This is a genomic window from Nocardioides sp. HDW12B, assembly GCF_011299595.1.
GTDB lineage: Bacteria > Actinomycetota > Actinomycetes > Propionibacteriales > Nocardioidaceae > Marmoricola_A.
Genome location: NZ_CP049867.1, coordinates 1,560,388 through 1,583,267 on the forward strand (window position 1 = coordinate 1,560,388; position 22,880 = coordinate 1,583,267).

Annotated in this window: 18 protein-coding genes; 9 read left to right on the forward strand and 9 right to left on the reverse strand. The window is 74.7% G+C overall.

Annotation, left to right across the window (positions count from 1 at the left end; genetic code table 11):
- Positions 1-58 precede the first annotated feature (58 nt).
- Positions 59-1,153 carry a DNA polymerase IV gene (locus G7072_RS07355; RefSeq protein ID WP_166084984.1) on the forward strand — a complete coding sequence of 365 codons (1,095 nt, stop codon included), beginning with the start codon at positions 59-61 and terminating at the stop codon, positions 1,151-1,153.
- Here G7072_RS07355 and G7072_RS07360 read toward each other — a convergent pair.
- Genes G7072_RS07360 through G7072_RS07370 form a run of 3 tightly spaced genes read right to left on the reverse strand, consistent with a single transcriptional unit; the run spans position 1,141 to position 5,072 of the window.
- Positions 1,141-2,634 carry a PD40 domain-containing protein gene (locus G7072_RS07360; protein ID WP_166084987.1) on the reverse strand — a complete coding sequence of 498 codons (1,494 nt, stop codon included), beginning with the start codon at positions 2,632-2,634 and terminating at the stop codon, positions 1,141-1,143. The genes G7072_RS07355 and G7072_RS07360 overlap by 13 nt on opposite strands.
- A gap of 45 nt (positions 2,635-2,679) precedes the next feature.
- Positions 2,680-3,522 (reverse strand): SDR family NAD(P)-dependent oxidoreductase, encoded by an 843-nt coding sequence (locus G7072_RS07365; RefSeq protein WP_166084989.1) that lies wholly within the window; start codon positions 3,520-3,522, stop codon positions 2,680-2,682.
- Positions 3,519-5,072, reverse strand: coding sequence for an NAD(P)/FAD-dependent oxidoreductase (locus G7072_RS07370; protein WP_166084990.1), 1,554 nt, complete (start codon positions 5,070-5,072; stop codon positions 3,519-3,521). Before G7072_RS07370 ends, G7072_RS07365 begins: the two co-directional genes overlap by 4 nt.
- Positions 5,073-5,143: 71 nt before the next feature.
- Here G7072_RS07370 and G7072_RS07375 point away from each other — a divergent pair, with 71 nt between their 5' ends.
- The 3 genes from G7072_RS07375 (at position 5,144) to hrpA (ending at position 10,563) form a co-directional block, all read left to right on the forward strand.
- Entirely contained in the window at positions 5,144-5,755 is a 612-nt protein-coding gene (locus G7072_RS07375) for a TetR/AcrR family transcriptional regulator (RefSeq protein WP_166084992.1), read from the forward strand.
- A gap of 9 nt (positions 5,756-5,764) precedes the next feature.
- The gene (locus G7072_RS07380; RefSeq protein WP_240917190.1) at positions 5,765-6,472 is read left to right on the forward strand and encodes an NUDIX domain-containing protein; all 708 of its coding nucleotides are present in this window, start codon (positions 5,765-5,767) and stop codon (positions 6,470-6,472) included.
- A gap of 80 nt (positions 6,473-6,552) precedes the next feature.
- Entirely contained in the window at positions 6,553-10,563 is a 4,011-nt protein-coding gene (hrpA, locus tag G7072_RS07385; protein ID WP_166084994.1) for an ATP-dependent RNA helicase HrpA, read from the forward strand.
- A 19-nt stretch (positions 10,564-10,582) separates the two neighbouring features.
- Here hrpA and G7072_RS07390 read toward each other — a convergent pair whose 3' ends face one another.
- Positions 10,583-11,104, reverse strand: a complete 522-nt coding sequence (locus G7072_RS07390) for a type II toxin-antitoxin system PemK/MazF family toxin (protein ID WP_240917191.1) — start codon at positions 11,102-11,104, stop codon at positions 10,583-10,585.
- An 89-nt stretch (positions 11,105-11,193) separates the two neighbouring features.
- Positions 11,194-12,468, reverse strand: a complete 1,275-nt coding sequence (locus G7072_RS07395) for an MFS transporter (protein ID WP_166084998.1) — start codon at positions 12,466-12,468, stop codon at positions 11,194-11,196.
- Between the two features lie 92 nt (positions 12,469-12,560).
- Here G7072_RS07395 and G7072_RS07400 point away from each other — a divergent pair, with 92 nt between their 5' ends.
- Complete coding sequence (locus tag G7072_RS07400) at positions 12,561-13,463, forward strand: LysR family transcriptional regulator (RefSeq protein ID WP_166085000.1); 903 nt, start codon at positions 12,561-12,563, stop codon at positions 13,461-13,463.
- 9 nt (positions 13,464-13,472) lie between these two features.
- Positions 13,473-14,447 (forward strand): endonuclease/exonuclease/phosphatase family protein, encoded by a 975-nt coding sequence (locus G7072_RS07405; protein ID WP_166085003.1) that lies wholly within the window; start codon positions 13,473-13,475, stop codon positions 14,445-14,447.
- Positions 14,448-14,735: 288 nt separating this feature from the next.
- Here the strand turns inward: G7072_RS07405 and G7072_RS07410 are convergent, their stop codons facing one another.
- The gene (locus G7072_RS07410; RefSeq protein ID WP_166085005.1) at positions 14,736-15,368 is read right to left on the reverse strand and encodes a hypothetical protein; all 633 of its coding nucleotides are present in this window, start codon (positions 15,366-15,368) and stop codon (positions 14,736-14,738) included.
- Positions 15,369-15,448: 80 nt separating this feature from the next.
- On the opposite strand from G7072_RS07410, the gene G7072_RS07415 reads away from it, so the two are divergent.
- Complete coding sequence (locus G7072_RS07415) at positions 15,449-16,882, forward strand: extracellular solute-binding protein (RefSeq protein WP_166085007.1); 1,434 nt, start codon at positions 15,449-15,451, stop codon at positions 16,880-16,882.
- Positions 16,883-16,957: 75 nt separating this feature from the next.
- On the opposite strand, the gene G7072_RS07420 is transcribed toward G7072_RS07415, so the two are convergent.
- A complete protein-coding gene (locus G7072_RS07420; protein WP_166085009.1) occupies positions 16,958-18,280 on the reverse strand; it encodes a ribonuclease D in 1,323 nt (440 codons plus the stop codon).
- 31 nt (positions 18,281-18,311) lie between these two features.
- A complete protein-coding gene (locus G7072_RS07425; RefSeq protein ID WP_166085010.1) occupies positions 18,312-18,911 on the reverse strand; it encodes a DUF3000 domain-containing protein in 600 nt (199 codons plus the stop codon).
- 119 nt (positions 18,912-19,030) lie between these two features.
- Here G7072_RS07425 and hemE point away from each other — a divergent pair, with 119 nt between their 5' ends.
- Positions 19,031-20,068, forward strand: coding sequence for a uroporphyrinogen decarboxylase (gene hemE, locus G7072_RS07430; RefSeq protein ID WP_206063316.1), 1,038 nt, complete (start codon positions 19,031-19,033; stop codon positions 20,066-20,068).
- A 30-nt stretch (positions 20,069-20,098) separates the two neighbouring features.
- On the opposite strand, the gene G7072_RS07435 is transcribed toward hemE, so the two are convergent.
- A complete protein-coding gene (locus G7072_RS07435) occupies positions 20,099-21,199 on the reverse strand; it encodes a DUF4349 domain-containing protein (RefSeq protein ID WP_166085012.1) in 1,101 nt (366 codons plus the stop codon).
- A gap of 173 nt (positions 21,200-21,372) precedes the next feature.
- On the opposite strand from G7072_RS07435, the gene hemG reads away from it, so the two are divergent.
- On the forward strand, positions 21,373-22,866 hold the full coding sequence (gene hemG, locus G7072_RS07440) for a protoporphyrinogen oxidase (RefSeq protein WP_166085015.1): 1,494 nt from the start codon (positions 21,373-21,375) through the stop codon (positions 22,864-22,866).
- The last annotated feature ends 14 nt before the right edge of the window (positions 22,867-22,880 follow it).

Below are 22,880 nucleotides of genomic sequence, written 5' to 3' on the forward strand. Positions count from 1 at the left end.
CCGGGAGGACCCCTCCGGCAGGACCGCTCTGGCAGGACCTCTCTGGGAGAATCGCGGCGTGACCTCGCACGCCGCCCGGCCCTGGGTGCTGCACGTCGACCTCGACCAGTTCATCGCCGCGGTCGAGGTGCTGCGACGTCCGGAGCTGGCCGGTCGACCGGTGGTCGTCGGGGGCCGGGGCGACCCGACCGAGCGGGGCGTGGTCGCGACCGCGTCGTACGAGGCGCGTGAGCACGGGGTCGGCTCCGGTACGCCGCTGCGCGTCGCAGCCCGGCGGCTGCCGCCCGACGCGGTGTTCCTGCCGGTCGACAAGCCGGCCTACGACGCCGCGAGTGCCGAGGTGATGACGGTGCTGCGCTCCTTCGACCTGCCGGTCGAGGTGCTGGGGTGGGACGAGGCGTTCCTCGGCGCCGTCACCGACGACCCCGGGACCCTGGCCCGTGAGGTGCAGGCCCGGGTGCTGGAGCGCACTCGCCTGCACTGCTCGGTCGGTGTCGGCGACAACAAGCTCCAGGCGAAGATCGCGACGTCCTTCGGCAAGCCCCGCGGCGTCGGGTGGCTGACCAGCGACGCCTGGGAGGCGGTGATGGGGGAGCGGCCGACGACGGCGCTGTGGGGGATCGGGACCAAGACCGCCCGCCGGCTCGCCGACCTGGGCATCGACACGGTGGCCCAGCTGGGCGCCGCCGACACCCAGCGGCTCGCGGACGCGCTCGGCCCGACCACGGGGCCGTGGCTGCGCCGGACCGGTCGCGGGGTGGCCTCCTCGACGGTGGACCCGACCCCGTGGGTGCCGCGGGCCCACGGCCGGGAGACCACCTTCCAGGTCGACCTCACCGACTGGTCCGCGGTGTCACGTGAGGCGCGTGGCCTCGCGGCCACCGTGGCCGAGGACCTGCGCCGCGAGGGCCGCCCGGCCGTCCGGGTGGGCGTGAAGGTGCGCTACGTCCCCTTCGAGACCCGTCAGCGCAGCCTCACCCTGCCGACGCCGACCGCCGAGGCCGACGACATCGCCGCCGCGGCCGAGGTGCTGCTCGAGCGCTTCGACCACGCGCGTGCCGTGCGGCTGCTCGGCGTACGCGCGGAGATGGGGCCCCCGGACCCGGACCCGCCGACGGAGCCTTCCGAGGAGTCGCCGCGTCAGTCCCAGTAGTGCCGGGGCACGATGCGCTTGGCCAGCCGGACGACGTAGAAGCCGCTGTTGCCGTCGGAGTACCAGACCTGGCGCCGCTTCAGGTCGTAGGCCGGCGCCGACATCGCGTAGGCGCCCTCGCGGGCCGGGTCCGCGGCGTCGGGCACGGTCGGCTGGTTGTAGTAGCCGACCTCGACCGGGTTCCGCGGGTCGCGGACGTCGAAGATCCGCAGGCCGCTGGCGATCATGCTGCAGGCCACGATGCCGGGGTTGCGGTAGCGGGGGACCGAGCAGTAGTGGCCGGCGTACCCCTGGGCCGGGCTCCGGGCACCGGGGTCGTCCTGCTGCGGACCGTCGCGGTTCGCGAGCTGGTGGACGGCCAGGCGCAGGTTCGACACGACCCGGGGCCGGCGACGGTCGTGGACGTCGATCAGGCGTGACGCCCCGACCGGGGCGTCGGCCTGGTAGCCACCCTCGAGCACCAGGTCCGGCCCGAGGGTGAAGTTGGCGAACTCGTCGGCCTCGAGCAGGTAGCGCCGCCCGTCGATGACGATCGGGTCGGCGGCCTGAGGGATCGAGCGCTGCCGCCAGTCGAGGGTCGAGACCGGACGGAACGTCGGGGTGCCCTCACGGTCCTGGATGGAGCTGACGTCGAGCACGGCGAGGCCGCCCACGGAGGTGGGCCCGCCCGGGGTCGCGTTGCCGATCTCGGCGACGTACATCGTGCGGCCGTCGGGGCTGAGCCGGAGGCCGTGGTAGTTCACGCCGGTCTTCGTGGTGATCGGCTGCGGGGTCCGGGGCCGGGTCACGTCGAGGGCGGTGAGCGTCTGCCCGGAGGTGGAGGAGACGTAGAACGTCCGGCCGTCGGGGGCGAAGCCGCTCTCGTGGCCGAGGCCGGCGACCGGCACGGAGGAGAGCAGCACCGGCTGCCGGCAGTCGCCGGAGAGGTCGTAGAGGTCGACCTGGCCCGGCGCCGTGGCGAGGTTGCCGGCGACGGCGGCCAGCAGCCCGCGGCGCTGGTTGAGGTAGAGCGACTCGTGTGGGCTCTCCATCGCCGGGGTGAGCAGGTTCGCGGTCTGGCGGGGGTGCGCCGGGTCGCTCATGTCGAGCACGATCGTCCCGAGGCCCTCACGTCCCACGTTGTAGGGCAGGTCGGTGGGGAAGAGCAGCGTGGAGTCGTAGACCGCGCAGACGTGACCGGCGTGGTCGACGTACCGGAAGACCTTGAAGCCGCCCGAGCCGTTGGTGTGCGACACCGTGCGGGTGTTGCAGGTGTAGCCACGGGCCGCACGGCCCGACGCGTAGTCGCGCGACGGGACGCGCCCCTGGATCGAGGTCTCCGGCCGCGAGCCGTCGTCGCACCGCGCCTGCGGGGTCGGTCGCAGCGGCGGCTCGTCGACCGCCTGGGAGGACGAGCCCGGGACCAGCCAGAGGCCGGCGCCGCCGACGAGGGCGCTGGTCAGGACCAGCCGGACGAGGAGGGTACGACGAGGGGCGTTCACCCGACCCATCCTGCGCCCGGCGGGAGCGTCTGACAGTGGATCGGGTCAGACGATCCCGATGAGGCGCTTGTTGGCCCGCCCCACGACGCGGCTCACCACGCGCTGGTAGCCCGACCCGGTGAGCCGGACCAGCAGGTCCAGCGCCTTGGCGTCACGGCCGACGAGCACCCGGGCACGGTCCTTGCGGATGCCCTCGACGATGATCGCGGCGGCCTGCTCGGCGGTCGTCTTCGCGAGGTGCTTGTCGAAGAAGTCGGCACTGCGCTGCTGGTCGGTGGCGCCGGCGGAGGCCGCGTTGCGGGCGATCGCGGTCTTGACGCCCCCGGGGTGCACGCACGTGACGGACACGCCGTTGCGGGCGATGACCATCTCCTGGCGCAGCGCCTCGGTGAAGCCGCGCACGCCGAACTTCGCGGCGTTGTACGCCGACTGGCCCGGCACGGCCAGCAGCCCGAAGAGGCTGGAGATGTTCACGACGTGCCCGCCCGACGCGATGACGTGGGGCAGGAACGCGCGCGTGCCGTTCACGACGCCCCAGAAGTCGACGTCCATGACGAAGTCGAGCTGCTCGTCGGTCATGTCGACCACGTCGCCGTTGAGGGCGACCCCGGCGTTGTTGATCACGACGGAGACGCTGCCGAGGTCGGCGACGACAGTGTCGGCGTACTCCTTCCAGGCGGTGCGGTCGCGCACGTCGAGCTTGTCGACGCGAGCCTCCAGCCCGGTGGCCTCGCGGACCAGGTCGGCGGTCTCCTGCAGGCCGGCCGCGTCGACGTCGGAGATCGCCAGGCGCGCTCCGGCGCCGGCGAGCTCGAGGGCGAGCGCGCGGCCGATGCCGGACGCGGCGCCGGTCAGGACGACGACGGTGCTGCTGTCGATGCGGGTCATGCGGGGATCTCCTCGGCGGTCGGGGCGGGCTGGTCGTCGTGCTGGTCGCTGCGCACCTCGACGTACTTCTCGGGGTCGAAGCGCGCGGTGAGGCGACGGAAGGTGAAGGTCGCGCCGGGCCACAGCGTGACGTTGCGCCCGTGGGAGTCGAGGTACCAGCTGGCGCAGCCCCCGGCGCTCCACACGGTGCCCTCCATCTTGTCCTGGAGGCCGTCGACGTAGGCGCGCTGGGCCTCGGGCCGGGGCTCGAGGGCGGTCACGCCGCTGCGGCGCCGCTCCTCGAGGTGGGTGAGCGCGTCGAGGATGTAGGCGACCTGCGACTCGATCATGAAGACCATCGACGAGTGACCCAGGCCGGTGTTCGGGCCGACGACGAAGAACAGGTTCGGGAAGCCGTGGACCGTCGTGCCCTTGTAGGCCTGCATGCCGTGCTCGGCGAAGTGGCGGTCGAGCCGGGTGCCGTCACGACCGGTGATCTTCTCCGCGATCGGGAGGTCGGTGGTGTGGAAGCCGGTGGCCACGATGATGACGTCGACCTCGCGCTCCTGGCCGTCCTTCGTGACGATGCCCGTCGGGGTGACGCGGGCGATGCCGTCGGTGACGAGGTCGACGTTGTCGCGGTCGAGGGCCGGGTACCACGTGTTGGAGATCAGGATGCGCTTGCACCCGATCGTGTAGTCGGGGGTCACCTTCGCGCGCAGCTCGGGGTCGGCGATGCCCCGGCGGATGTTGAGCAGCGCGAGCTGCTGCGCCGGCCACGCCAGCCGGGGGTTCTTGGTGAAGGCCGGGACGTACATCTCCCGGCCCCAGTAGATGGCCGTGCGGTAGATCCGCTGCAGGCCGGGCAGCACCTTGAACCCGAGCTTCTCGACGCCGGTGTAGGGACGGTCGTTGCGGGGGATCACCCACGGCGCGGTGCGCTGGTAGACGTCGAGGTGGCCGACCTTCTCCGCGATCTCGGGGACGATCTGGATCGCGGAGGCGCCCGTGCCGATGACGGCCACGCGCTTGCCGGTGAGGTCCGCGTCGTGGTCCCAGCGCGCGGAGTGGAAGACCTGGCCGGTGAAGGAGTCGAAGCCCTCGATGTCGGGGTTCTTCGGGTCGGAGAGGGCGCCGGCGGCGGAGACCACGGCGTCGGCGGTGAGCTCGCCGGCGCTGGTGCGCACCGTCCAGTGACCGGCCGTCTCGTCCCAGGTGGCCGCCTCGAGGGCGGTGTCGAACGCGAAGCGGTCCAGCGTGCCCGAGCGCTCCGCGACCTTCTGGATGTAGGCCTGGATCTCCGGCTGGGGGGAGAACGAGCTCGACCAGTCGGGGTTGAGGGCGAAGGAGTAGGAGTACAGCTGCGACGGGACGTCGCACGCGGCGCCCGGGTAGGTGTTGTCGCGCCAGGTGCCGCCGACGTCGTTGCCGCGCTCGACGACGAGGAAGTCCTCGCGGCCGGCCTCGTGCAGCTTGATGGCCGTCGCGAGGCCACCGAAGCCGGCGCCGACGACGAGCACGCCGACGTGCGGGGGGAGGGGGACGGTGCGGTTCGCCGAATTCTGAGCCATGACCCTAGGCTACGAGGTCTATTGAACGAGCGTCAATAGAACTCGGACGTGACGGTCGCTACCCTCGGGGCATGGCCGTCACCCGCACCAGGCTCGCTCCCGCGGCCCGGCGCGAGCAGCTGCTGGACCTGGGGCGCCGGATGGTCTCGGCCGGGCAGCTCGACGACGTCTCGATCGACGCCATCGCCGAGCAGGCCGGCATCTCGCGGGGCCTGCTCTACCACTACTTCCCGAACAAGCGGGAGTTCCGCCTCGCGGTGCTCCAGCGCATGGCCGAGGAGATCGTCGAGGTCACCGCGCCCCGCGCCGACGACCCGCCGGAGGAGCAGCTGGCCCTCGGCCTCGCGGCGTACGTCGACTTCGTCACCGAGCACCACGAGGCCTACCGCTCGTTCGTGCGGGGGGCCGCCGGCGGCGACGAGGACTTCCGCCACATCCACGAGCAGGCCCGGCACGCCCTGACCGACCGCATCTTCACGACCACCGAGCCGGAGGTCCTGGCCCAGATGGGTCTCGTCGACACCCCGCTGCTGCGGCTGCTGGTGCGCGGGTGGAGCTCGCTGGTCGAGGAGATGCTGCTGACCTGGCTCGAGCGCCCGCAGGGGGTCAGCCGGGAGACGTTGCTCGAGGTGATGGCAGGCGCTCTGCCGGGTCTCGGTGCGGTTGTCAGTCCGACAAGATAGCGTCCTCCTGTGGTCTACACCTCCGAGTTCCCGTTCGTCTACCTGTGCGCGGACGTCGCCGCCTTCAGCATGCGCGAGGACACCGGTCTCTCCGTCCTGCTGATCAAGCGCGGGCAGGCTCCCTTCAAGGGCCGCTGGGCCCTGCCGGGTGGCTTCGTCGACGAGAACGAGGACGCCGCCAAGGCCGCCCGACGCGAGCTGAAGGAGGAGACCGGGCTGGTCGTCGGGCGTCGCCCCTTCGAGCAGATCGGCGCCTACACCGCCCCCCGGCGCGACCCCCGCCACCGCGTGGTGTCGATGTCCTACTGGACGCTGGCGGCACCCGACGCCGAGGCGCTCGCCTCCGACGACGCCGCGGACGTGCAGTGGTGGTCCCTCGACGAGGCCCTCTCGGCCTCGCGCCGGCTCGCCTTCGACCACGCCACGATCCTGGCCGACGCCGTCGCGTCGCTGGGACGGCGGATGGAGACCACGACCGTCGCCACCGCGCTGCTCGGCGACGAGTTCACGATCGCCGACATCCGCGGCGTCTACGAGGCCGTGTGGGGCCGGCCCCTCGACCCGGGCAACTTCCAGCGCAAGGTGCTCGGCACCCCGGGCTTCGTCACCGACAGCGGCTGGCGCACCGCCGGGGGCCGTGGACGACCCGCCACGCTCTACCACGCCGGCGAGGGCGGGGAGATCTGGCCGCCGCTCTCGCGCCAGCGCGACCGCTGACGCGCGGCTGGTCCGAGTCGTCCGCACGCGTGCCGGCACCGGACGCCGACGCGCAGCACGCCCCGTAGGCTGTCCCGGCCATGTCTGAGACCCCGCCCGCCGGCGCGAAGAAGCGTCGCCCTCGCGGGGGTCGCCGTCGTGGCGGCCAGGAGCGCGGCCAGGATCGCGGCCAGAAGGTCGGCCGGGGGAGCGGGCAGGAGGGCGGTCGGTCGTCCCGCCGGCTCACCCCGCCGCCGTACAGCGACGCCGAGGTGGTGACGCGCGCCGCGGCTGTGCCGGTGGTGACCTACCCCGACGAGCTGCCGGTCAGTGCGCGGCGCGACGACATCGCCGCGGCCATCCGCGACCACCAGGTCGTGATCGTGGCCGGTGAGACCGGGTCGGGGAAGACCACGCAGATCCCCAAGATCTGCCTCGAGCTGGGCCGGGGCGTCCGGGGCCAGATCGGCCACACCCAGCCGCGACGGATCGCCGCCCGCACGGTGGCCGAGCGCATCAGCGAGGAGCTCGGGGTCGAGCTCGGCGCCGCGGTGGGCTACCAGGTCCGGTTCACCGACCGGGCCGACCGGAGCACGTTGGTGAAGCTGATGACCGACGGCATCCTGCTCGCCGAGCTGCACCGTGACCGCGAGCTCAGCGGCTACGACACGCTCATCATCGACGAGGCGCACGAGCGCAGCCTCAACATCGACTTCATCCTCGGCTACCTCAAGCAGCTGCTGCCGCGTCGTCCCGACCTCAAGGTCGTCATCACCTCGGCGACGATCGATCCGCAGCGCTTCGCCGCCCACTTCGCCGACGCGCAGGGCCGTCCTGCCCCGATCGTCGAGGTGTCCGGGCGGACCTACCCCGTCGAGGTCCGCTACCGGCCGCTGGTCGAGGAGCGCTACGACGACGAGGACGGCGAGCCCGTCGTGCGCGACCAGACGGAGGCGGTGGTGGCCGCCTGCCAGGAGCTCGCCGCCGAGGGCCCCGGCGACGTGCTCGTGTTCCTGCCGGGGGAGCGGGAGATCCGCGACACCGCGGACGCGCTGGCCGGCGCCACCTGGCGCGGCGTCGACCCCGAGGTCGTGCCGCTCTTCGCCCGGCTCTCCAGCGCGGAGCAGCACCGCGTCTTCGCCGCCCACACCGGGCGTCGCATCGTGCTGGCCACCAACGTCGCCGAGACCTCGCTGACGGTGCCCGGCATCCGCTACGTCGTCGACACCGGGGTGGCGCGGATCTCGCGCTACTCCGCGCGCAGCAAGATCCAGCGGCTGCCGATCGAGCCGGTCAGCCAGGCCTCCGCCCGTCAGCGCTCCGGCCGGTGCGGTCGCACCTCGCCGGGCATCGCGATCCGGCTGTACTCCGAGGAAGACCACGACGCGCGCCCGGAGTTCACCGACCCCGAGATCCTGCGGACCAACCTCGCCTCGGTGCTGCTGCAGATGGCGGCGCTCGGGCTGGGCGACCTGGCGCGCTTCCCCTTCGTCGAGCCACCGGACCACCGTCAGGTGGCGGCCGGCCGCCAGCTGCTCGAGGAGCTGGGAGCCCTCGAGGGCGGCCAGCGCCTGACGAGGATCGGGCGGCGGCTGTCCACGCTGCCGGTCGACCCGCGCATGGGGCGCATGATCCTCGAGGCCGATCGCCGCGGCGTGCTGCGCGAGGTGCTGGTGATCACCGCCGCGCTGTCCCTTCCCGACCCGCGCGAGCGGCCGCTGGAGCTGCAGGCGCAGGCCGACCAGCTCCACGCGCGCTTCCGCCACGAGCACTCCGACTTCCTCTCGCTGCTGAACCTGTGGGAGCACGTCCGCACCCAGCAGCGCGAGCTCAGCTCGAGCGCGTTCCGCCGGCTGTGCCGCGCCGAGCTGCTCAACTACCTGCGCATCCGGGAGTGGCAGGAGCTGGAGTCGCAGCTGCGCCGGGCCGCGAAGCAGGTCGGGCTCGGCACGGCGTCGGGGCCACGCGACCGCCCGGACGGCGGGGAGCGCGACGAGGACGGCATCCACCGGGCCCTGCTGGCCGGGCTGCTGTCCCACGTCGGCGTCAAGGACCGCGAGGCCGAGGAGCAGGCCGCGCGTCCCCGCGGTGACGCCGCGGCGCGGGGGCAGCGAGGGCGCCGCACGTCGACGTACCTCGGGGCCCGCAACACCCGCTTCACGCTGTTCCCGGGCTCCACGCTGGCCAAGCGCCAGCCGGAGGTCGTGATGTCCGCCGAGCTGGTGGAGACCTCGCGCCTCTTCGCGCGCACCAACGCCGCCATCGAGGCCTCGTGGGCCGAGGAGGTCGGCGCCCACCTCGTCAAGCGCACCTACTCCGAGCCGCACTGGTCGCGCCGGCGCGCCGCGGTCATGGCCCGCGAGCGCGTCACCCTGTACGGCGTCCCGCTGGTCGCGGACCGGCTCGTGAACTACGGCTCGGTCGACCAGGCGCTCGCCCGGGAGCTGTTCATCCGCCACGCCCTGGTCTACGGCGAGTGGCAGACGCGGCACCGGTTCTTCTCCCACAACCGGCGGCTGCTCGAGGAGGCCGAGGAGCTGGAGAACCGGGCCCGGCGGCGCGACCTCGTGGTCGACGAGCACAGCCTCTTCGACTTCTACGACGCCCGGGTCGGGGCCGAGGTCGTCTCCGGCGTCCACTTCGACACCTGGTGGAAGGCGACACGGCAGGAGCAGCCCGACCTGCTGACCTTCGACCCGGCGATGCTGCTGCACGAGGGTGCCGCCGACGTCTCGGTCGAGGACTTCCCCGACGCCTGGCACGAGGGCCCCGTCCCGCTGCCGCTGAGCTACGCCTTCGACCCGGGTGGCGCGCGCGACGGCGTCACCGTCGACATCCCCCTCACCGCCCTCAACCAGGTCAGCGACGCCTCGCTCACCTGGCACGTGCCGGGCCTGCGCCAGGAGCTGGTGGTGGCGCTGCTGCGCTCGCTGCCCAAGCAGCTGCGCGTCAGCTTCGTGCCGGCGCCGGACCACGCCCGCGACTTCCTCGCCAGCGTGGCGCCGGGCCGCGAGCCGCTGCTCGACGCGCTGGAGCGGCACCTGCGGGCCCGCACGGGCGTGCACGTGCCGGCCGACGCGTGGGACTGGGACAAGGTGCCGGCGCACCTGCAGCCGACCTACCGCATCGTCGACGACAGCGGCACGGAGGTCAGCCGCGGCAAGGACCTCGCCGCCCTGAAGCAGCCGCTCGGCGCCCGCTTCGCCGACGCGCTCCAGTCGGCGGCGGCCGAGCGCACCGCCTCCGGCGCCCGCGACTGGGACGTCGGCACGATCGAGCCGTCGTTCGAGGAGACCCGCGCCGGGCAGCCCGTGCGCGGCTACCCCGCGCTGGTCGACGAGGGCGACGGGACCGTCGGGCTGCGGGTCTTCGGCGACGAGGCCACCCAGACGGCCGCGCACCGGCTCGGCGTACGGCGGCTGCTGGCGCTGACCGTGCCCTCCCCGGCCAACCGGCTGACGCGGGACTGGGACAACGCCCGGAAGCTGACGCTCGCCGGCTCGCCGTACCCGTCGGTGGGGGCGTTGCTGGAGGACTGCGTGCTCGCCACCGTCGAGCAGCTCATGGACCGGCACGGGGGCGCGCTGGTCCGCGACGAGCCGTCCTTCCGCGCGCTGCAGGCGGCGGTGCGCGCCGACCTCGCCGAGGCCTCCGCCGTCGTGCTCGAGGACGTCGTCCGGGTGCTGGCGGCGTGGCGGCAGGCCGACCGGGCGCTGAGCGGCCGGGTGGACCTGCGGCTGCTGCCGGCGATGACGGACCTGCAGGCCCAGGTCGGGCGGCTGGTCGGGCCCGGTTTCGTGGCCGAGGTGGGGGCGGCGCGGCTGCGTGACCTGCCCCGCTACCTGCGGGCCGTCGAGGTCCGCGTCGAGAAGCTCAACGCGGGCGGGGCGGCGCCGGACCGCGACCGCGCGCTGATGGACCGGGTCGCGGCGCTCCAGGACGCCTACCTGCACCGGGTGGCGGCACTGACCGACCCCGCGGTCGTGCCGGCCGGCCTGGTCGAGGTGCGGTGGATGCTGGAGGAGCTGCGGGTCAGCCTCTGGGCCCAGCAGCTCGGGACCGGGCGTCCGGTCTCGGAGCAGCGTGTCGCGAAGGCTCTCGCGCGGATCTGACCCGGTGGGGCGAGGTGCCTCAGCCCGACAGCTCGGGGTGGTGGCGCGACGCCTCGGTCACCACGGCGTCGAACACCGACCGTTCCAGGGCGGCGCCCTCGCGGCGCACCTCGGCCTCGGGCAGCACGAGCAGCCGGTCGAGGCGGACCTCGCTGGGGCGCCGCTCCGGGTCCCAGTCGCCGGAGCCGACGTCCATCCAGTAGCGACCCCAGCGCGCCTCGTCCTCGGCGTCGCGGTCGTGGTCCTGGCTGGTGAGCTGCAGGCACAGCAGCTGGCCCGGGGGGTGGGGTGCCGCGGCGCGGGCGAGCACGACGACGGGGCGGTCCTTGCCCTGCGAGGCGTCCTCCTCGTAGGGCACCCAGGTCCACACCACCTCGCCGGGGTCGGGCAGTCCGTCGGCCTCGGGGGAGTACGTCGTCATGGAGCCGTTCCTCTCGCTGCTGTCGCTCTCGCTGCTGTCGCCGCCGTCGGTCAGCAGGACGCCACCGATCGTCGCGACGACGACCGCCGCGAGCAGGACCCACCTCGGCAGTCGTCGCACCGGGGTCATGATGCCCGACCCAGCGCGACTCAGCGCGACCCAGCGTGACCCAGCGCGACCCGGCCCGACCCAGCCCGCCCCGGCGCGACTCAGCCGACGAGCAGGGTCGGGGTGCTGCGCAGCCTCAGCGCGAGCACGGTCGCCACCAGCAGCAGACCGCCGGACAGGGCGACGACGGCGGGCCAGCCGCCCGCGGACCAGGCGTGGCCGGCCAGGGTGCCGAAGACCGAGGAGCCGACGTAGTAGGCGAAGACGTAGAGCGAGGACGCCTGACCGGTGGCCACCCCTCCGGCGTGGGCGCGGGCGGTGACCCAGCCCGACGCGGTGCCGTGGACGACGAAGAAGCCGGCCGTCATCAGCATGAGGCCGCCGACGAGGGTGGGCAGCGTGGCCGGCAGCGTGAGCAGCAGCCCGCCGATGGCGAGGGCGCAGCCGGCGGGGACGACGGCGCGTCGGCCGAGCACCTCGGCGAGCCGCCCGGCCACGACCGAGCCCACCGAACCGATCGGGTAGACGAGGAAGACGAGGCTGGCCGCGCCGACGCCCAACGAGAACGGCGCCCCGGACAACCGGAAGCCGGTGGCGTTGAGGACGGCCACGAAGGCGCCGATACCGGTGGCGCCGATGCCGTAGAGCGCCAGCAGGGCCGGGTCGGCCAGTGCCCCGCGCAGGCGGCGTGCGGCGGCTCGGGCCCCGGAGGCGGCGGGCACGAAGCCGTGCGAGGCCGGCAGCAGCACGCGGACGACGACCGCCCCCAGGACGCCGAGGCCCGCGGCGGCGGCCAGGCCCCAGCGCCAGCCGGCGACGTCGGCCACCGGACCGGTCACGAGCCGCCCGGCCATGCCACCGATCGCCGTACCCCCGATGTAGAGGCCGGCGGCGCGGGCGTGGCTGGAGGGGTGCAGCTCCTCGCGCAGGTACGCCGTCGCGACGGCGGGCAGCCCGGCCAGCGCCACACCCTGCGCCAACCGGAGCCCGAGCAGCGCGTGCCACGTGGGCGCGAGCGCACAGGCGACCGCGACCAGCGACGCGAAGCCGAGGGAGAGGTGGATCAGGGGAGTGCGCCCGACGCGGTCCGAGAGTGGGCCGAGCAGCAGGATCGTCACGGCCAGCCCAGCGGTGGTCAGCGACAGCGACAGGGTGCTCTGGGCCGGTGTGACACCGAAGTCGGCGGCCAGCTCGGTGAAGAGCGCCTGGGTGCTGTAGAGCAGCACGAAGGTGGCCAGCCCGGCGACGAACAGCGCGCCGACGACTCGACGGTACGCCGACGTTCCCGGGACGTACCCGCGGCCGGCGTCGTCGGCGACCGGGCCGCCCGAGCCGCTGGCCGGCCCCGACGCCGGGGAGGTCGGTGCAGAAGTCACCCGACGACTCTGCGCGTTCGGTCCTCATACGTCCAATGTCCCGTGTCTCTTGCCTTGATGCGTGAGGCGCATGACGACGCTAGGCTGGGCCCATGCAGCTGCGCGACCTCGCCTGGTTGGTGGCGCTGGCCGACCACCGCCACGTGACCGACACCGCGGCCGGCCTCGGCGTCAGCCAGCCGACCCTGTCGCGGGCGCTGGCCCGCATCGAGGCCGAGCTCGGTGCCCGGCTGTTCGAGCGGGTGCCGACGGGCGTGCTCCCGAACCCCGACGGCGACCTCGTGCTCGCCGCGGCCCGTGACCTCACCGCCCGCTACGACCAGCTGCTGGCCGACCTCGGGGCGCGGAGGGACCCGGAGTCCGGGGTCGTGCGGCTCGCCTTCCTCGACTCGATGGCCACCTCCCTCGTCCCTCAGCTGCTGCGCGACTTCCACGGCGAGGCGCCCCGGGTCCGGGTGCTGCTCACCCAGGAGCCCGGCCACGAGATCCTCGCCGACCTGGCGTCAGGCGCCTCGGAGCTGGCCGTCACCACCACCGGCCCGCAGCCCGGGCACGGCTGGCTGCCGCTCCAGGAGGAGCGGCTGGTCCTGGTCGTGCCGCCGTCGCACCGCCTGCGGGACCGGCGCCGCGTCGACCTCGCCGAGCTGGCGAGCGAGGAGCTGGTGACCACACCGGTCGGCTTCGGCTTCCGCCACCAGGTCGACCGACTGCTCGCCGACGCCGGCGTGGCCCCTCGGGTCTCCTTCGAGAGCGCCGACCTCGCCACCATCGAGGGTCTCGTCGCGGCCGGGCTGGGGGTCGCCCTGGTGCCCGAGCACCTGGCCGGGGTCTCCGGCACGGTCGGGGTCGCGCTGACGACGCCCGCGGCGCGACGTACGGTCGGGCTGACGTGGCGCAGCGACCGCGAGCTCGCGCCCGCCGCGGACCGCTTCCTCGCCTTCGTGCGCCGCACCCGCGCGTCGCCGCCGGACCCGGCCGGGGGCGGCCTACCGTGAGCCATGGGCGTGCGTGACCGTCGGGCGGCGGCTGGTGGTCCGGGCGCGCCGGACCGCGTCCGGGTGGCCACCTGGAACCTCTACCTGGGCGCGGACCTGTCGACCCTGTTCGGCCCCGGCCGCTCGGGCGACTTCGACGCCGACCTCGCCGAGGTGGTCCGCCAGCTGACCACGACCGGCTTCGAGCACCGGGCGCCGCTGGTCGCCCGGACGCTGGTGGAGCACGGGGCCGACCTCGTCGGGCTGCAGGAGGTCTGCACCTGGACCCACGAGGGCGCCGTGACGACCGACTTCGAGGCGCTCCTGCTGGCCGAGCTCGCCGCGCTCGGCGAGGAGTACGACGTCGTCACCCGGCAGGCGAGCTTCACCGGCGCGGCCGACCTGCCCGACGCCCTGGGAGGCGGACGCGTCACCCTGACCGGGCACGACGTCCTGCTGGTCCGGCGGGACAGCCCGGTGCGCGTCGAGTCGAGCCACCTGGGCACCTTCGGCCGCGCTCTCCACCTCGAGGTGATGGGAGGGCACCGCCAGACCGTCAGCCGCGGGTGGTGCGCGGCCCACTGCCGCGTGGGGGACGACGGGCCCCCGTTCGTCGTCGTCACCACGCACACCGAGGCTCACGAGGACGCAGCGCGGGACCGGCAGCGCGACGAGCTGCTCGCCGCCGTGGGCACGCTCGCGCCGGCCGGTCGCCCGGTGGTGCTGGTGGGCGACCTCAACGCGACGCCCGACCAGGTGGGGATGCCCGCGGCCTGGCGCGACGCCTGGGTCGACACGGGTCACGCCACGGACGCGCCCGCCGGGTGGACCTCGGGACAGTCGCCGGACCTGGCCAACGCGGAGAGCCGGCTGCACCAGCGCATCGACTACGTCTTCACGCGCGGCGCCCGCGCCGAGACCTGCACGCGTGTCGGCGCCGAGCCGGTGGGCGGACGGTGGCCCTCGGACCACGCCGGGCTGGTCGCCGACGTCCGGCTGGGCTGACCGGCTGGGCTGACCGGCTGGGCTGACCGGCTGGGCTGACCGGCTGGGCTGACCGGCTGGGCTGACCGGCTGGGCTGACCGGCGTGCTGCCCGGTGCGTCCGGGAGGAGTAGTGCGTCGGGCCGGGAGCGCCTCACGGCGCGTGGCCGCTCGTAGCGGCTAATTGTGGGACCCGGGGCTGCCGCGGCCCGACGCGTGTCCGAGTGTACGACAGGGGTGGAGCACCCGGTGGGGGACCGCACGAGACGCCGGCCCGGACCTGGCAGGACCCAGGTGAGCCCAGCTGAGCTCAGCCGAGCCGGCCGTCCAGCTCCAGGCGGGCGGCGTGCTCGAGCTGGGAGGCCAGCGTCATGAGCCGCGCGGCCGACACGTCGGAGGCATGGTCGGTGGCGTGGTCGGGCGAGCTCCCGGGGTGGTCGAGGTGCGCCCGGCCGGCGGCCGCGACCCGGGCGAAGGCGGCCGCGCGGAACAGGGTGTCGGCGAAGTCGCCGACCCGGACGCCGCGCAGCACCGTGTCGACCAGCGCGCGCACGTCGTCGGGCCCCGGAGGGTCGGTGACCCCGGCCACGACCTCGTGGACCGGGGTGTGGTGACGCCCGGCGTCGAACTCACGGGCGGCACCGGCCGGGTCGGCGTACACCCACGCGCGGAGCAGGTAGAGCCGCCACAGGCAGCCCGCCAGCGAGTCCGCGGGCGAGCCGGACCACAGCTCCGCGATGCCCTCGAGCCCCTCGAGCTCGGCGAGCCGGACCACGCGCTCGACGACCGCGTCGTCCTGCGGGTCACGGGGCCCGCGCACCAGCAGCGTCGCCGCCCGGTCGGCCGCCTCGGTGCGCTCGGCCGGGTCGACGTCACCCACGAGGTCCTCGAAGGGCGCGGCGCCGAGCAGGGCGGGGCGGTGATGGCGGGGCGTGTCGGCCATCGCACCAGCGTAGGTGGTGACCCGCTACGGTGGGCCCACCGACGCGGTCGCGGCGATCGGGCTCGACTGGAGGAGGCGGGGTGCCCGCGGTGCGGACGGCGCTGATGTGCAGGACGGGGACGCGTCTGGTGGTCGCGGCGTTGGCCGGCAGCCTGCTGCTGTCCGCCTGCACCGGAGGCGAGGACCCGCCCGAGCCAGGACCGTCCCCCGAGGCGTCCTCCGCCGGGCCCGAGCGCACCGAGCTCCGGCTCACCGTCTTCGGCACCCGGGCGCAGCAGCAGTCCTACGCCGACGTCGCTCGTGCCTACGAACAGGTCGACCCCGACGTGGACGTGGTGACCACCGGCTACCGCACGGCGCCCGCCGCGCTGCGGGCCGTGGAGTCCGGCGAGGAGCCCGCCGACGTCTTCCTCATGGACGGCAGCGCGCTGGCCGAGCTCACGACCCGCTCCCCGGACTTCCTGCAGCCCCTCGACGAGCTCCTCGAGGAGCGCGACGTGCAGTTCGGTGACGACCACCAACGGGTCGCGCTGTCCGCGCTGAGCGCGGAGGCGGCCCTGCAGTGCATGCCGGCCGAGATGTCGCCCACGGTGCTCTACGCCGACGACGCGCTGCTGCCGAGCAACCGTCGGCTGCGCTCGCTCGGCGTCGAGCTGCCGCGCGCCATCGAGACCTGGGGCTGGAACGAGTTTGCCGCCACCGCGCGTGCGGTCGCCGTGGCGGACGGACCGGCGGGCATGCGGGGCGTCTACGTGCCGCCGACGCTGCAGCTGATGACCGCCTTCGTGCGCGCCGCCGGCGGTGACGTGGTCGACGACGTCGCGGAGCCCCGCGAGCTCGACCTCACCTCCGACGAGGCCCTGCAGGTGCTGCGGCTGGTGGCGGTCCTCGCCGCGGACCGCAGCGTGTCGCTGACCCCGCAGCAGGTGGCCGAGAAGTCCGCTCTCCAGCGTTTCGTCGACGGCGAGCTCGGGCTGATGTTCGGCACGCGTGCCGACGTGCCGGTGCTGCGCGAGTCGGGCCGGGAGTTCCAGGTGCTGCCGCTGCCGGGCTTCGGCCGGTCCCGCTCGGTCTCCACCGTCAGCGGCTACTGCGTCCCGGCGTCGTCGGACGAGGTCGAGCTGGCCGCCGACTTCATCGCCTGGGCCGTCGGTCAGGAGGGCGCCACCACGGCTGCCCGGCGGGGCGCGCTCGTCCCGGCGCGGCTCGACGTGCTGTCCTCGGAGGCCTTCACCCAGCCGCGCCGGCTGCCGGCCAACTACCGCGTGTACGTCGACGGCGTCCGCCGCTCGGAGCCGCTGCCCGACACCCCGAAGTGGACGGCGCTGAACCGGCGCGCCGACCGGGTGCTGGAGCAGGTGCTCACCGACCCCACGGTCGACCTCGGGGTCGCCCTGCCGCTGCGCATGGAGGCGCTGGCGCGGCAGACCGAGCGGCTGCTCGCGCCGGAGGAGACCGAGGAGCCGGAGGAGTCCGGGTCGCCGGAGCCGTCCGAGACCCCGTCGGAGGGCTGAGCCGGTCAGGGCCGGTCAGGGCCGGTCAGGGCCGGTCAGGGCCGGTCAGGGCCGGTCAGGGCCGGTCAGGGCCGGTCAGGCGTCGGGGTGCGCGGCGATGGCCTCGAGCAGCAGCGGTCCGGTGACGTCGACCTGCCACGGGCGGGCGCCGAGGGCCCTCAGCGCGGCGGCGAGGGCGTCCGGCTCGGGCGCCGGCGGGGTCCACAGCACGCGCCGTGCGCTGTCGGGGGTGAGCAGGTTCTCGACCGGGACCGAGAGCTGCTCGGCCAGCTCGGCCAGCGCGGCCCGGGCCTGCGTGAGCCGGGCGGCGGCAGCCGGGTTCTTCTCGCCCCAGGCGCGGGGCGGGGGCGGGCCGTCGAAGCGCGCGCTCGTGGTCGGCAGGTCGGTGTCGGGCAGCTCGCGGGCGTCGCGCAGGGCCTGCAGCCACACCTTCGCGTAGCGGCCCGCCCCCCGGCCGTGGAAGCCGCGCAGCCCCAGCAGGCTCTCGCGGTCCCGCGGCCCGGCCGCGGCGGCCTCGACGATCGCGGAGTCGGGGATGATCCGGCCCGGGGTCACGTCGCGCTCGGAGGCGATGTCGTCGCGGGCGTGCCACAGGGCGCGCACCGCGGCGAGCGAGCGCCGACCCCGCGCCTTGTGCATCCCGGAGGTACGTCGCCACGGCTCGGCCCGCGGTGCGGGTGGCGGCATCGCCATGACGTGGGCGAACTCCTGCTGCGCCCACTCCCACTTGCCGGCCGCGACGAGCTCGGCGTGCAACGCCTCGCGGAGCTCGACGAGCGGCTCCACGTCGAGGGCGGCGTACTCCAGCCAGGGCGTCGGGAGCGGACGCGTCGACCAGTCGACGGCCGAGTGCTCCTTGCGCAGCCGACGGCCGAGGACCTCCTCGACGATCGTGGCGAGCCCCACGCGGGGGTAGCCCAGCAACCGGCCCGCGAGCTCGGTGTCGAACAGCGCGGTCGGGCGGAGACCGAGCTCGCCCAGGCACGGCAGGTCCTGGGAGGCGGCGTGCAGGATCCACTCGTCGGCCGCCAGCGCCTCGGCGAGGGGGGAGAGGTCGGCGATGCCGATCGGGTCGACGAGCGCGGTGCCCGAGCCCTCGCGACGGATCTGGATGAGGTAGGCGCGCTGGGAGTAGCGGTAGCCGGAGGCGCGCTCGGCGTCGACCGCGATCGGACCGGTGCCGGCGGCCAGGCGTGCGGCGACCTCCGCGACGCCCGCCTCGGAGTCGACCACGGCGGGCAGCGGCTCGCGCAGCTCCAGCAGGGGAGCTGGTTCGGGCTCGGGAACTGCCTCGGGAGCGGGCTCGGGCGAGGTGCCGGGGGCGGGCTCGGGCGCGCCTGCTGCACCGTCGGCGCTCGGGGCGTCGGCGGGGTCGGAATTGTCGGAAGCGGAGGTCATGTCCTGGCCATGATGCCGGAAGCCCGCGTCCTCATCGTTCGGAACGCTGGCCCCGACGGTTGGGGAGCGGGGTGACCCCGACCGGGACCGGCTCCAGGCCGACGGCGGTGCACATGAGCTCGCCCCAGGCCTCGACGTGCGGTCCGACGTCACCCTCGGGGGTCCAGGAGGCGCGGATCTCGAGCTGGGCGCTGCCGCCCTCCTCGGCCATCCCGCCGAAGCTGTCGGAGGTCACCTTGGTGACCGTGCCCGAGGGCAGGGAGTACTCGGCGCCGTGCGAGGCCAGGGCCTCGACCAGCCAGGTCCAGGCGACCTCGGCCAGGAACGGGTCGGCGGCGAGGTCGGAGGGGATCTCGGCGCGGGCGTAGGCCACGCAGCGGAAGGTGCCGCCCCAGGTGTCGTTGCCGGCGGGGTCGTGCAGCAGCACGAGGCGCCCGGTGCCGGTGTCGTCGCCGTCCACGGTGACGTCGGCCGAGAGGGCGGAGGCGAAGGGTGCGATGCGTTGGGGCGCGGGCATCTCCTCGCAGAGCACCTCGGGCCGCAGACGGGCAGCACGCATCTGGGCGACGGCGTCCGCGAACTCGGGGGGAGTCGGGGACGCGTCCACACGGGAAGGGTGACGCGTGGCCATGGCGACACACTAGGCCGACACGCCGGGGCGCGACCCCCGACACGCGGCAGCGCGAATGCCGGGAAACCGGCCCCCTCGCCGGTTCGGCCCTGTGTTCGACTCTCTGCGAGGATGGGCCGGTGCCCGCTGCTGACCTCGCCTCTTCCCCGTTCCTGCTCGCCGCGCGTGGCGAGCCCGTGCCGCACACGCCGGTCTGGTTCATGCGGCAGGCGGGACGCTCCCTGCCGGAGTACCGCAAGCTGCGCGAGGGCGTCGCGATGCTCGACTCCTGCATGCAGCCCGACCTCATCACCGAGATCACGCTGCAGCCGGTCCGCCGCTACGACGTCGACGCCGCCATCTTCTTCTCCGACATCGTGCTGCCCCTCAAGGCGGTCGGGGTCGACCTCGACATCAAGCCCGGGGTCGGTCCGGTGGTGGCACAGCCGGTGCGCACCCTGGCCGACGTCGCGGCCATCCCCGACCTGACCCCCGAGCACGTCCCCTACATCACCGAGGCGGTGCGGACGCTGGTGGGCGAGCTCGGCAGCACCCCGCTCATCGGGTTCGCGGGCGCACCGTTCACCGTCGCGTCGTACCTCGTGGAGGGCGGGCCGTCGAAGGAGCACGCGCTCACCAAGGCCATGATGTACGGCGCCCCCGACGTGTGGGCCGCCCTCATGGCCAAGATCGCCGGCATCTCGGCGGCGTACCTGCGGGTGCAGGTGGAGGCCGGCGCGTCGGCCGTCCAGCTCTTCGACTCCTGGGCCGGCGCGATGGCCCCGCAGGACTACGTCGCCCACGTCATGCCGTGGTCGTCGCAGGTGCTGGCCGCGGCCGGCGAGCTCGGGGTGCCGCGCATCCACTTCGGCGTCGGCACCGGCGAGCTGCTCGACCTCATGGGGCAGGCCGGCGCCGACGTGGTCGGCGTGGACTGGCGCGTGCCGCTCGCCGACGGCATCCGGCGCGTCGGCGGTCGCCCGGTCCAGGGCAACCTCGACCCGTCCCTGGTCTTCGCCCCGACCGAGGTGATGCTCGCCCGGGCGGCCGAGGTGCTCGACGCCGGCCGGGCCGCGCCGGGCCACATCTTCAACCTCGGCCACGGGGTCATGCCCTCGACCGACCCCGACCAGCTCGCCCGGCTCACCGACTTCGTCCACGAGCAGTCGCGCCGCTGACCGGCACCCACGTCCGGCGGCCCGCCGGTCTCAGGTGGCCGGTGTGGCCTCGCCCGGCGTACGACGGTGGCGGCGGGTGGTGCGCAGCCAGACCGCCAGCGGGAGCCCGACCAGCGCGACGACGAGGGCGAAGGGCAGCAGCGCCCCGAGCACCGTGGCGGCGACGACCAGCACGTCGACGAGGGCGTTCCAGCCTCCGCTGAGACCGGCGAGGAACCCGGTGTCCTCCTTCTCCTTCGTCGGTGCGGGCTCCGGGTCCTTCTCCTCGGCCCGGAGCGTGAGCTCGATGGTGGAGTACGACGTCTGGTCGGCCAGGTAGTCCTGCTGGGCTCGCAGCGAGGCCAGGTCGGCCTCCCGGCGCGCGATCTCGGACTCGAGGCGGATGACGGACGCCACCGAGGTGGCCCGGTCCAGGAAGCCGCGGAGCCGACCGAGGCTGACCTCCTGCGTGCGGATGCGCGAGGCCACGTCGATGACCTCGGTGGTCACCTCCTCCTGCTCGGTGCGGCTGTCCTGCACGGCACCGAGCTCGGCGAACGACGCCATCACGGTCGAGAACCGGGCCGAGGGCACGCGGAGGGTGAGACGGGAGGACCGCAGCTCGCCCTCGTCGGTGCTGTCGGTCTGCTCGGAGGCGACCTGACCGCCGTAGCGGCGCACGGTGCGCTCCAGCGACGCCCGCGCGGACTCGAGGTCGTCGCTGACTAGGGTGACCCGGCCGGTGCGGATGTAGAGGCCGGCCTCGACCGGGACGCGGGCCGCCGGACCCGTGACGCTGGTGCTGTCGCTCGTTCCACCCGTGTCGCCGCGCGCCATGGTTGCGCGCGCGCCCGAGCCGGTGGCGTCGAACGACCGGGCCTCGTCGGCGAGGGAGTCCGGGGCGTCGGCGTCGCCGGCCTGGGCGGGGGAGTCGAGGGCCACGCTGCCGTCCGGTGAGCCGAGGTCGCCGGCACCGCTGTCGCTGCCGGACGCCGCCTCGCCGGCGGCGCCCTGGTCGCTCCCGGAGCAGCCGGTCAGCACCGTCAGCGTGGTCAGCCCGGCCGCGAGCAGCAGCGCCGGTCGGCCGGCGCCGCGACGGCGAGCCGTCCGTCGGTCGGTCCCTCGCGCTCCCGGAGAAGTCGTCGTGTCCATGGTCTCCACCCCTTGCTGGTCGTGCTGCTGGTCGTGCCGCTGGTCCGTCTCGGGTCTGCCGTCGGTCCCGGCCGCGCCGGTGGGCCGCTCCCGCCGACCTCGGTGGGACGCAGCGGCACCGTGCGGGGTTCCCCCGTCACCGCCGGTGCTGCGGCGTTTGCGAGGGTGGAGCCATGGCAACCGACGCGCCGACGCGCTCCCGCCGGGTCGTGGTGGTCGGGGGCGGGGTCACCGGACTGGCCGCGGCCCACGCCCTGGTGACCGGCGACCCCGACGTCGAGGTGCTGCTGCTCGAGTCCTCGCCCGTCGTCGGCGGCAAGCTCCGCCTCGGCGAGGTCGCCGGGGTCACGGTGGACCTGGGCGCGGAGTCGATCCTCAACCGACGTCCGGAGGGGGTGGCCCTGGCGCGGGCCGCGGGTCTGGGCACCGACGTCGTGCACCCGGAGACGGCGGCGGCGCGCGTCTGGTCGCGAGGTGCGCTGCGCCCGCTGCCGCGCTCGGTCATGGGGATCCCGGCCGACCTGGACGGGCTGGCCGAGTCGGAGGTGCTGAGCGCCGAGGGACTGGCCCGGGCCGCCGAGGACCGTGACCTGCCCGCGACCACGCTGCCCGACGAGGACGTGAGCGTGGGCTGGCTGATCGAGCAGCGGCTGGGTCGTGAGGTGCTCGACCGGCTCGTGGAGCCGCTGCTGGGCGGCGTGTACGCCGGTCTGGCCCGCGAGCTGTCGCTGCGGGCCACGCTGCCCCAGGCGCTCGACCTCCTGCGCCGTGACCCGTCGCTGACCCGGGCGGCCGCGGCGTCCCTGGCGGTCGCGCCCGCGACGCGCGCCGAGGAGCCGGCCGACAGCACCTCGGCCGCCTCGCCCGTGGCGGTGCCGGTGTTCGCCGGGCTGGCCGGAGGCGTGGGCCGGTTGCCGCAGGCGGTGGCGGACTCCGCGGCGGCCGCCGGGGGTCATCGCCTCGAGGTCCGCACCGGAGCCACGGTGCGGTCGCTGCGCCGGACCTCCCACGGCTGGCGGCTCGTGGTGGGACCGACCACGGCTGCCGAGGAGATCGAGGCCGACGCGGTGGTGCTCGCGCTGCCGGCGGCCCCCGCGGCGCGGCTGCTGGCCGACGACGTCCCGGCTGCTGCTCCCGAGCTCGCGGGCGTGGACTACGCCTCGGTCGCCCTGGTCACCCTCGCGTTCCGGGCCGGCGACCTGCCGGCGCCGGTGGGGTCGGGCTTCCTGGTGCCGGCGGTCGAGGGGCTGAGCATCAAGGCGGCGACCTACTCGTCGGCGAAGTGGGGCTGGCTCGAGCGTGCGGCCGACGGGCTGGTGCTGATGCGCACCTCGCTCGGACGGCACCGCGAGGAGCGCGACCTGCAGCGCGACGACCCCGAGCTCGTCGACCTGGCGCTCGCCGACCTGGGGTCCGTGAGCGGTCTTTCGGCACGCCCGGTCGACGCCGCGGTCACCCGGTGGGGCGGCGGGCTGCCTCAGTACGCCGTCGGGCACCTCGACCGGGTGCGGCGGGTCCGGGAGGCGGTGGCGCGTCAGCCGGGCCTGACCGTCGCGGGAGCGGCGTACGACGGGGTGGGGATCCCGGCCTGCGTCGCCTCGGGGGAGCGGGCCGCGCGCGAGGTGCTGGCCTTTCTCGCCGCGCGCCCCGAGCCGTCGGGCGGGTGAGGGAGGTCGCCTTG

Bases quoted from the DNA above. Each gene is read 5' to 3' on its own strand.
- G7072_RS07365 (WP_166084989.1), bottom strand. From the start codon at position 3,522: ATGACCCGCATCGACAGCAGCACCGTCGTCGTCCTGACCGGCGCCGCG.
- G7072_RS07370 (WP_166084990.1), bottom strand. From the start codon at position 5,072: ATGGCTCAGAATTCGGCGAACCGCACCGTCCCCCTCCCCCCGCACGTC.
- G7072_RS07375 (WP_166084992.1), top strand. From the start codon at position 5,144: ATGGCCGTCACCCGCACCAGGCTCGCTCCCGCGGCCCGGCGCGAGCAG.
- hrpA (WP_166084994.1), top strand. From the start codon at position 6,553: ATGTCTGAGACCCCGCCCGCCGGCGCGAAGAAGCGTCGCCCTCGCGGG.
- G7072_RS07400 (WP_166085000.1), top strand. From the start codon at position 12,561: ATGCAGCTGCGCGACCTCGCCTGGTTGGTGGCGCTGGCCGACCACCGC.
- G7072_RS07410 (WP_166085005.1), bottom strand. From the start codon at position 15,368: ATGGCCGACACGCCCCGCCATCACCGCCCCGCCCTGCTCGGCGCCGCG.
- G7072_RS07420 (WP_166085009.1), bottom strand. From the start codon at position 18,280: ATGACCTCCGCTTCCGACAATTCCGACCCCGCCGACGCCCCGAGCGCC.
- G7072_RS07425 (WP_166085010.1), bottom strand. From the start codon at position 18,911: ATGGCCACGCGTCACCCTTCCCGTGTGGACGCGTCCCCGACTCCCCCC.
- G7072_RS07435 (WP_166085012.1), bottom strand. From the start codon at position 21,199: ATGGACACGACGACTTCTCCGGGAGCGCGAGGGACCGACCGACGGACG.
- hemG (WP_166085015.1), top strand. From the start codon at position 21,373: ATGGCAACCGACGCGCCGACGCGCTCCCGCCGGGTCGTGGTGGTCGGG.